At 72.6% G+C, this 430-nt stretch carries 1 protein-coding gene; it reads left to right on the top strand.

Translation table 11 applies throughout. The features are described from left to right. Positions 1-49: 49 nt before the first annotated feature. Positions 50-430, top strand: a 381-nt coding sequence (locus AC1DSF_RS30945) for a hypothetical protein (RefSeq protein ID WP_478184133.1), incomplete at its 3' end; no start/stop codon positions are given.

The following is a 430-nucleotide window of genomic DNA, read 5'->3' as shown; positions in this document are numbered from 1 at the left end:
CGCGCGGCTCCGGTCCCTTCCCGGGTCGGTTTCCGGGGAGGTGCCAGTCGTGGAGTACGTTTTTGCCGCAATGGCGGCGCTTTTCTTCGTCGCGCTCGCCGTGCTCGGCCCGCTGTTCGGCGCGGACAGCCGCGACGGCCGCGACTGGCGGCCCACCGGCCCGACGACGCCCTCGGCGCCGCGGCCGCCGGGGCGGATCCGGGCCTTCTGGTGGCGCCAAGTCCGTTTGTGGGACCGGGTCTTGACCGCGCATCAGCCGTGGCGCGGACAAGCCGAACCGCTGCGCTGGCGACGCGACGGCGACCGGTGGATCCTCGACGGTTCCACCGCACCCGCGGACGACGCCGGGCCGGTATCCGATGCCGGTGCGCTATCCGGCAATGAACTCGACAACCGCATCGACGACGGGGAAGACTTGCGGCGCATCGGG

This window comes from Variovorax sp. 01N429, from assembly GCF_056399425.1.
Note: the sequence above shows the minus strand (reverse complement) of the source record. Positions and strands in the feature narration are given on the sequence as shown.